The organism is Streptomyces sp. NPDC057963, from assembly GCF_042887155.1.
In the GTDB taxonomy this organism is placed as follows: Bacteria; Actinomycetota; Actinomycetes; order Streptomycetales; family Streptomycetaceae; genus Streptomyces.
On the sequence record NZ_JBHVPX010000048.1, the window covers coordinates 19,277 to 27,460 of the forward strand.

The following is an 8,184-nucleotide window of genomic DNA, read 5'->3' on the forward strand; positions in this document are numbered from 1 at the left end:
TATGAAGCTCGCAGTAGTGGGTGGCGGGTCCACCTACACACCTGAACTGATCGACGGATTCGCCCGGCTGCGGGACACGCTGCCCATCGAGGAGCTGGTGCTCGTCGACCCGGCGGCCGATCGTCTCGAACTCGTCGGCGGCCTCGCCCGGCGGATCTTCGCCAAGCAGGGCCACCCGGGAAGGATCGTCACCACCTCGGACCTCGACGCGGGCGTCGCCGACGCCGACGCGGTCCTGCTCCAGTTGCGCGTCGGCGGCCAGGCCGCCCGCAACCAGGACGAGACCTGGCCACTGGAGTGCGGCTGCGTCGGCCAGGAGACCACCGGGGCCGGCGGCCTCGCCAAGGCGCTGCGCACCGTCCCGGTCGTCCTGGACATCGCCGAGCGGGTCCGCCGCACCAACCCGAACGCCTGGATCATCGACTTCACCAACCCGGTCGGCATCGTCACCCGGGCGCTGCTCCAGGCCGGGCACAAGGCCGTCGGCCTGTGCAACGTGGCGATCGGCTTCCAGCGGAAGTTCGCCCGGCTCCTCGACGTCACGCCCGGTGAGGTGCACCTCGACCATGTCGGGCTCAACCACCTGACCTGGGAGCTCGGCGTCCGCCTCGGTGGCCCGGACGGCGAGAACGTCCTGCCGAGGCTGCTCGCCGAGCACGGCGACGCCGTCGCGGACGATCTGCGCATGCCCCGGGCGATCGTCGACCGGCTCGGCGTCGTCCCCTCGTACTACCTGCGTTACTTCTACGCGCACGACGCGGTCGTACGGGAGCTCGGCACCAAGCCGTCCCGGGCGGCCGAGGTCGCCGCGATGGAGAAGGAACTCCTCGCCATGTACGGCGACCCGGCGCTGGACGAGAAGCCCGCGCTGCTCGCCAAGCGCGGCGGTGCCTTCTACTCGGAGGCCGCGGTGGACCTGGCGTCCTCGCTGCTCGGCTCGGGCGGCAGCCCGGTGCAGGTGGTCAACACGTACAACAAGGGGACGCTGCCGTTCCTGCCGGACGACGCGGTGATCGAGGTGCAGGCCCGGGTCGACGGCACGGGCGCGACGCCGCTCGCCGTCCCCGGGCTGGACCCGCTGTACGCCGGTCTGATCGCCCAGGTCACCGCGTACGAGGACCTCGCGCTCGAAGCCGCGCTGCGCGGAGGCCGGGACCGGGTGTTCAAGGCACTGCTCGCGCACCCGTTGATCGGCCAGTTCGAGTACGCCGAGGCGCTCACCGACAAGCTGATCGCGCACAACCGGGAGCACCTGGCGTGGGCGTGAACGCTTCGGTCCTCGCGATCGACGCGGGGAACAGCAAGACCGATGTGGCACTGATCGGTGAGGACGGAACGGTGCTGGCGGCGTCCCGCGGCGGTGGCTTCCAGCCACCGGTCGTGGGCGTCGAGGCGGCCGTGGACATGCTCGGCGTGGCCGTCGGGCAGGTGCTGGAGCTGTCGGGTGAACCGGTCGGCTCCGTCGCGCATGTGTCGGCCTGTCTCGCCAACGCCGACCTCCCGGTGGAGGAGGAGCAGTTGGCGCGGGCGCTGCGCGCCCGCGGCTGGGGGACCACGGTGGAGGTGCACAACGACACCTTCGCGATCCTGCGCGCGGGCGTCGACGAGCCGCGGGGTGTGGCCGTCGTCTGCGGTGCGGGGATCAACTGCGTCGGCATGGTGCCGGACGGGCGGACCGCGCGCTTCCCCGCCATAGGCCGGATCTCCGGCGACTGGGGCGGCGGTTCGGGACTGGCCGAGGAGGCGATGTGGTTCGCCTCGCGGGCCGAGGACGGCCGCGGTGAGCCGACCGAGCTGGTCCGCACCCTGCCCGCGCACTTCGGGCTCGACTCGATGTACGCGCTGATCGAGGCACTGCATCTGGGCCGGGTCGAGTTCGAGCGCCGGCACGAGCTGGCCCCGGTGCTCTTCGCGACCGCGGCGGCCGGGGACCCGGTGGCGGGCGCGCTGGTGGACCGGCTGGCGCAGGAGGTCGTCGCGATGGCGTCGGTCGCGCTGGGCCGGCTCGGCCTGCTGGACGAGGAGGCGCCGGTGGTGCTGGGCGGCGGTGTGCTGGCGGCCCGTCATCCGCAGCTGGACGAGAGGATCACCGAACTCCTCGCGGTCCGTGCGCCGAAGGCGGTGGTCCGGGTGGTGACGGAGCCTCCGGTGCTGGGAGCCGCGCTGCTCGGCCTCGATCACACGGGGGCGGCGGCCGGGGTGCACGAGAGGCTGCGTGCACAGTACAGCTGATTTGGCCGGGCTCTGAGGGCGTCCCGCGGCGATTCGCGTCGCGGGACGCCCCTTGCGTACGGGAACCGATCAGTTGTCCCGGACGTGTTCAGGGGTGGGGAGATCGGTCCGCTTCGGGGATTGGTCCGCCGATCGGCTTGATCGGCGGCGCGGCCCTTGATCGAATGCGGGTGATCGCATCCGCGGACGATGCGGGATCCGGACGTTCATGGTGTGGATGCCGGTCCCTGCGGCCATACTTCTGGCCGGGCACCAGCCCCCGATCGGCCGGGGACCGGGCCACCGTCAGTGACCGAGGGGGAGGTCGAGTGACATACCCGCCGAATGTACGCACGGCGCCGGACCACGCACGGGCGCAGCCGCCCGTGCCCGCGACCGTGCCCGCTCCGCCGCGGCGCGGTGCCCTGTCCGCGGCGACCGAACAGCTGCGGGCGGCGGCGACGACCGAACCGGGCAGGCTCCGGATCATCGGGGCCGCACTGGCCCTGCTCGTCGTCGCGTTCGGGGCCGTGACGGCGTTCGAGATCGCCGACCGGGCGACCGCCGCCGACGACGTGGTGAGCCGCAGCCAGCCGCTGAGCGCCGGCGCGGCGGGCATCTACCGCTCGCTGGCCGATGCCGACACCGCGGCGGCGAGCGGCTTCCTGGCCGGGGCGCAGGAGCCGCGCGATGTCCACGACCGGTACGACAGGGACATCAAGGAGGCGTCCCGGCTGCTGGTGAAGGCCGCGGCCAACACGGACGCGTCGACCGATTCCGGGCACGAGATCACCACGCTCAACGAGGAACTCCCCCGGTACACGGGCCTGATCGAGCGGGCCCGCGCCAACAACCGGCAGGGTCTGCCGCTGGGCGGCGCCTATCTCCGGTACGCGAACCAGAAGATGACCGACGTGCTGCTGCCGGCCGCCGAGCGGCTGTACACGGCGGAGACCGGCAGGCTCGACGAGGACAACGACTCGGCCAGGGCCTGGCCGTTCTTCTCGCTCGGGCTCGGAGTCGCGGCACTGGCCGCGCTGTTCTGGGCGCAGCGGCGCAACTACCGCAGGACGAACCGGGTCTTCAACCACGGGCTGCTCGCCGCGACCGCCGCGTCCACCGTGGTGCTGCTGTGGCTCGCCGTGGGACACACGGTGGCGCGGTCCGCACTGCTGGACGCCGATGTGCACGGGCAGCAGTCCCTCGATGTCCTCAACCACGCGCGGATCGACTCGCTGAAGGCGCGTGCCAATGAGAACCTCACTCTGGTCGCCCGGGGCGCGGTGCTCACCCCGGACGGCAAGAACGACAAGTACGAGACCGACTACACCACGGGCATGAAGGCCCTCGGCGAAGAGCTGAGGAAGGCCAAGAAGCTCGCCGACGACTCCCAGGGGAGCGGGCCGGTGGCGAACGCCATCAACGGTGCCTCCGAGTGGCAGGGCCGCCACCGGACCGCCCGCACGACCGACGACAGCGGCGACTACGAGGGCGCGCTGAAGCAGATCATCGGGCCGAAGGACTCGACGGGCGAGTCCTTCAACCGGGTGGACAAGGCGCTGGAGCAGGCGCTCGCCCATGAGCAGGGCGAGTTCACCCGGGCCGCGGAGAACGGGCGCGGGGCGCTGGGCGGGTTGCCGGCGGGGGCCGCGGCGCTGGCCGCGCTGGGTGCCGTCGCCGCGATCGTCGGGGTCAACCGCAGGCTCTCGGAGTACCGGTGAGAGGGGCAGCGATGAGGAGGAAGCTCACGGGCGTGAGGGCCCGTGCCGGGTTTCCCGCCGGGTCGGGCGAGGCCGGTGGCAAGCGCGGCACGGGCCCCGGGTCCGCGCGCGGCGGGCTGCGCGGCTGGGGCGGGGTGACGGGCATGGCCGTGGCCTGCGCGGTGACGGCCTCGCTCACCCTGCTGCCGCTCTCCCACCGCGGCGCCGGCGCCTTCGGCGGTGGCGCCGCCTCGGGGCCGGGGGCGGCACAGGCGGTGCAGGCCCGGTCCGGCGACTGCACGGACCCGGAGGCGAGCCTGCCGCCGTCCGGCGCCGACGGCCCGAGCATCGCGAAGATCAAAGCGCGCGGAAAGCTGATCGCCGGTGTCGACCAGAACAGCTTCCAATGGGGATACCGCGATCCGGAGACCGGCGGGCTCGAAGGCTTCGACATCGATCTGGTGCGGGCCATCGCCAAGAACATCCTGGGCGACCCCGACGCCGTGATCTTCCGGGCCATCCCCACCAACCAGCGGATCGCCGCACTGGAGAACGACAAGGTCGACGTCGTCGTCCGGACGATGACGATCAACTGCGCCCGGCTGGACCAGGTCTCGTTCTCCACGGCGTACTTCCAGGCCGGGCAGCAGGTCCTCGCGCCGAAGGACTCGGCGATCACCGGGTTCGACAAGTCCCTGGCCGGGAAGCGGGTCTGCACCGCCGAGGGCTCCACCGCCTACGAGGCGTTGCAGAAGCAGTCGTTCGGCTCGGTCTTCAAGGACGAGCACGACGGCACCGACGCGGACGAGGACCGGCTCACCGTCCCCAACCAGCTGGACTGCCTGGTGCGGCTCCAGCTGGGTGAGGTCGACGCGATCGTCACGGACAACGCGCTGGCGGCCGGCCAGGCCGCCCAGGACCCGACGGTCGAGCTCAAGGGCGACAAGCCGTTCACCACCGAGTACTACGGCGTGGCGGCGAAGCGCGGAGCGGACGATCTGGTGGCCCGGGTCAATCAGGTCCTGGTCGACTACCGCAGGGGCGGCGCGGACAGCCCCTGGATGACGTCGTACCGGCATTGGCTTCAGGACGGTCTGCCGGGGATGACGGCGCCGCCGGCACCCAAGTACCGGAGCAACTAGTGCCGGGCCGGCCGGGTGCGCATGACGGCGCGGATCCGGTCGGCGAGGCAGTGGCACTGATCCTGGCGGGCCCGTCCCGGCAGGAGGAGCGGAGAGGTGATCGATGGGTGTCGCGGGCCCCTTCCCCGGCTACGCGGGGAGGTCCCCCGGCCCGGTCATGGACCGGGACGAGGCGGACCGTGCGCTGGCCCGGCTGGGCGCGGAGCACGAGGCGATCGAGACCTCGCTCCTCGCCCTGCAGGACCACGCGGGCCGCCGGCTCCTGGAGGGCGCCGATCTGACCGGTGTCACCAAGGAGCGCTGGGCCACCACCGAGCACTCGATCACCCTGCTGTGGGGGTATTTCGACGCCTACGCGGGTGCGCTGGCCGAGGCCCGCGCGGTGCGGGCACGCCGGCGCCATCCCAACCGGGACGACCTGGTGGCCCTCACCGAACTGCTGCGCGGCCAGGGCGTCACCGTGGCGCACGCGGCCGGCCGCCCCCATCCGTCGGTCACGGGCCCGGCCAAGCTCTCCGAGCGGTTCACGCTGGAGGAGCTGGTCGCCCGGATGAACGACCTGTACGCCCGCTCGCTGGACATGGTCGTCGCCTCCGACTCCGTGTGGTCGGCGCTGCCCGCCCGGATAGATCTGCTCGCCGCCGAGCTGCACCGCACCCGCTCGCTGGCGCACTCCGTCGGCGTACGGCCGGGCGAGCACCCGGCGGGCGACGACCTGGAGGCGATCACCCACGAGCTGACCACGCTGCGGGTGCAGGTGATCTCCGATCCGCTCGCCTTCTGGCTGCCGGGGCCCGGGAGTTCGGCGCCCGGCGGCGGGCGCCCGGACACGACGCGCTACGACCGGGCGGCCCGCGCCCTCGACGACGTGCGCCGCGAGATCGAGGCGGTGCTCGCGGTCCGCCAGGACGCCGAGCAGCGGCTGGTCCAGCTGCGTGACGTCCTCTCCCGTGCGGACCGCACCCTCACCGAGGCCCGGTCGGCGCGCGGCGAGGTGCTGGCGAAGATCGCCGCCTCCGAGGTGCCCGCGGTCAGCGGTCCGGCGACCGCGCTCCAGGAGCGGCTGGCCGCCGCTTCGGAGTACCGCAGGCACGCCCAGTGGCATCGGCTCTCGCCGCTCCTGGAGACGCTGGAGCAGGAGGCCGAGGAGGAACTGCTGCGGGCCCGCGAGTCGTTGACTGCGGTCACGGCCCCGCTGGCCGTACGTGCGGAGCTGCGCGGCAGGCTCGACGCGTACAAGGCGAAGGTCGCCCGGCACGGTTTGGCCGAGGACCCGCTGCTGATCGAGCGGTACGACGCGGCGCGCCGGATGCTGTGGAGCGCGCCGTGCGATCTGCGCGTCGCCACGCAGGCGGTGCTGCGCTACCAGGAGACGGCGGCCGAACTGCTGTCCCAGAGCCGGGCCCCGGGACCGGAGGACCGGCGATGAGTACGCAGGAGCGCAGGGTGGAAGAGCCGCCGCGGCGGCGGGGCGAACAGGGGGACGGACCATGAGTGCGCAGTGCCAGCGCCCCGCGTGCGAGGGCAGTTACGAGGACATGGGCGGCGGTGAGCTGTACTGCGACACCTGCGGTCTGGCTCCGGTCGTGTCTCCGGCGGGGCCTCCCCTGTCCGAGCGAGGCCGAGAACGTGGGGACGGCCTGGTGAGCTCGCCGCCGACCGGACTCGCGGGCGGCGGCGCGAGCAGCAGGGGCAGTCGGGGCAGCGGCAGCAGTGCGCTGGCCTCGTCCCGGGCGTCCTCGCGTTCCTCGTCTCGCTCGTCGACGTCGCGGCGTTCCGTTTCGGGGCGGCTCTCGCGGGCGCTGTCCGGTGGCACCACGTCCCGTTCGGTGTCGGTGCGTTCCTCCGGTTCGTCCACGGGCTCGTCCGCCCGGGGCAGGCTGGGCGTGGGCCTGGTACAGGTTCCGGACGTGCCGCGTCCCGATCCGCGCTCGGCGGTGATGGCGAACCCGGAGGTGCCGGAGCGGAAGCGTTTCTGTTCGCGTTCCGACTGCGGGGCCCCGGTGGGCCGGGCCCGCGGCGAACGGGCGGGCCGCACGGAGGGGTTCTGCACCAAGTGCGGCCACCCGTACTCCTTCGCGCCCAAGCTCGGCGAGGGCGACATCGTGCACGGCCAGTACGAGGTCGCGGGCTGTCTGGCGCACGGCGGGCTCGGCTGGGTCTACCTCGCGGTCGACCGGGCCGTGTCGGACCGCTGGGTGGTCCTCAAGGGACTGCTCGACACCGGTGACCAGGACGCCATGGCGGCCGCCATCTCGGAGCGCCGCTTCCTCGCCGAGATCGAGCACTCCAACATCGTCCGGATCTACAACTTCGTCGAGCATCTCGACCAGCGCACCGGCTCGCTCGACGGCTACATAGTGATGGAGTACGTCGGCGGCAAGGCGCTCAAGGAGATCGCGAACGAGCGCCGCACCCCGGCCGGGAAGCGCGATCCGCTGCCGGTCGAGCAGGCGTGCGCGTACGGCATCGAGGCGCTGGAGGCGCTCGGCCATCTGCACAGCCGCAACCTGCTCTACTGCGACTTCAAGGTCGACAACGCGATCCAGACCGAGGACCAGCTGAAGCTGATCGACATGGGCGCGGTCCGCAGGATGGACGACGACGAGTCGGCCATCTACGGCACGGTGGGCTACCAGGCGCCGGAGGTCGCGGAGGTGGGCCCGTCGGTCGCCTCCGATCTGTACACGGTCGCGCGGACGCTCGCGGTGCTCACCTTCGACTTCCAGGGCTACACCAACGTCTTCGTCGACTCGCTGCCGGACCCGGAGAACATCGAGGTCTTCCGCACGTACGAGTCGTTCTACCGGCTGCTGGTGCGGGCCACCGACCCGGATCCGGCGCGGCGGTTCGCCTCGGCGGCGGAGATGGCGGAGCAGCTGACGGGGGTGCTGCGCGAGGTGGTGTCGCTGCAGACGCGCCGGCCGCGGCCGGCGCTGTCGACGCTGTTCGGTACGGAAGTGCGGGTCACGGACACGCGGTTGTTCGCCGAGCCGGTGGGCGAGGTGTCGCGGCTGGGGGCACGGGCCGGCGCTCCGGCGGCGTCCGGGCGCTTCGGCCGGCGGCGCACCGGGGCGGGGGCTGCGGCCCCGGTCCCGCCCGCGGTGCCGCCCGCCGGACCGGGGCCGGGC

The 8,184-nt window shown here is 72.8% G+C and carries 6 protein-coding genes; all 6 read left to right on the forward strand.

Translation table 11 applies throughout. From position 1 onward, the window contains the following. Window position 1 precedes the first annotated feature (1 nt). Window positions 2–1,267: a 6-phospho-beta-glucosidase gene (locus ACFVT1_RS40260; protein WP_389805585.1), complete on the forward strand. Its 1,266-nt coding sequence runs from the start codon at window positions 2–4 to the stop codon at window positions 1,265–1,267. Continuing rightward, entirely contained in the window at window positions 1,258–2,232 is a 975-nt protein-coding gene (locus tag ACFVT1_RS40265; protein ID WP_389805587.1) for an N-acetylglucosamine kinase, read from the forward strand. Before ACFVT1_RS40260 ends, ACFVT1_RS40265 begins: the two co-directional genes overlap by 10 nt. Before the next feature lie 308 nt (window positions 2,233–2,540). Beyond that, window positions 2,541–3,932 carry a hypothetical protein gene (locus ACFVT1_RS40270; protein ID WP_389805589.1) on the forward strand — a complete coding sequence of 464 codons (1,392 nt, stop codon included), beginning with the start codon at window positions 2,541–2,543 and terminating at the stop codon, window positions 3,930–3,932. A gap of 143 nt (window positions 3,933–4,075) precedes the next feature. Then, the gene (locus tag ACFVT1_RS40275) at window positions 4,076–5,053 is read left to right on the forward strand and encodes a glutamate ABC transporter substrate-binding protein (RefSeq protein ID WP_389805598.1); all 978 of its coding nucleotides are present in this window, start codon (window positions 4,076–4,078) and stop codon (window positions 5,051–5,053) included. Between the two features lie 103 nt (window positions 5,054–5,156). Next, window positions 5,157–6,482 (forward strand): hypothetical protein, encoded by a 1,326-nt coding sequence (locus ACFVT1_RS40280; protein ID WP_389805592.1) that lies wholly within the window; start codon window positions 5,157–5,159, stop codon window positions 6,480–6,482. A 61-nt stretch (window positions 6,483–6,543) separates the two neighbouring features. After that, window positions 6,544–8,184 (forward strand): serine/threonine protein kinase (locus tag ACFVT1_RS40285; RefSeq protein WP_389805595.1); only part of this gene is annotated, 1,641 nt, incomplete at its 3' end.

Coding starts and splice junctions, on each gene's coding strand:
- ACFVT1_RS40260 (WP_389805585.1), top strand. CDS start 2: ATGAAGCTCGCAGTAGTGGGTGGCGGGTCCACCTACACACCTGAACTG.
- ACFVT1_RS40275 (WP_389805598.1), top strand. CDS start 4,076: ATGGCCGTGGCCTGCGCGGTGACGGCCTCGCTCACCCTGCTGCCGCTC.
- ACFVT1_RS40280 (WP_389805592.1), top strand. CDS start 5,157: ATGGGTGTCGCGGGCCCCTTCCCCGGCTACGCGGGGAGGTCCCCCGGC.